The organism is Bartonella sp. AD328YNZD (assembly GCF_042196425.1).
Genome location: NZ_JBHIQG010000720.1, coordinates 1 through 733, shown reverse-complemented (window position 1 = coordinate 733; position 733 = coordinate 1). Strand labels below are relative to the sequence as shown.

Genomic DNA, 733 nt, shown 5'->3' with positions numbered 1-733 from the left:
AATAGAGACAACTTGTTAGAGGTTTTACGGGCATTATTAGCATCACAAGAAGAGGCTTCGGAAGAAGAAGAGAGTGATGAAGATGATAATCCTTTGATGACGCCATTCATGCGGGCGTTTTACGGACCGTTTTACAGAAGCTAGGATTCACGAGAAATGTCAACGATTTATGATTGGTCGCTTAGAGCGTCGGATAATACGCGCGTGGATAATTTGATTGATTGGTCCGAAGGACAGCGTCCTAGCAGTGTGAACACGAGCGCCCGTGTGATGATGCAGCGCATAAAGGAATACTTGTCAGACACGGGTGGAGAGCTTGAAGGCATTGTTACAAATGATCATGTCCAACAAACGAGTGTGATAAGACTTGCAAGCACTTCACAGTTTTTAGAGTATAAGAATGGTATTGTTTTGCGCTTTATGGCTATGGGTAAGAATGTTGGAGCGACCACGATTGTCTTAAATGCTTTAGATGGCAAGCCGGTTTATAAGGCAACGGAAACGGGTTTATCGCTTTTATCGGGAGGGGAAATCCAACAAGGGTGCATTTATACATTGTTTTATAATGGAGATCATTGGCATCTTGTTAATCCTACCCCACTCCCTTTAGTAGAAGAAAGCAGTCTTTATCCCACGGGTTTTATAGGAACGTTTGGAATGCGCGGGATTCCAAAGGATTGGTTAATTTGCGATGGGAAGGCTTATTTGCGTCGTGATTATGGTGATTTATTTG

At 43.0% G+C, this 733-nt stretch carries 2 pseudogenes; both read left to right on the top strand.

Features of this window, described 5'->3' with window-relative positions:
• A pseudogene (locus ACFIO3_RS14675) lies at positions 1–144 on the top strand (lytic transglycosylase); the annotation flags it as partial.
• A 12-nt stretch (positions 145–156) separates the two neighbouring features.
• A pseudogene (locus ACFIO3_RS14670) lies at positions 157–733 on the top strand (phage tail protein); the annotation flags it as partial.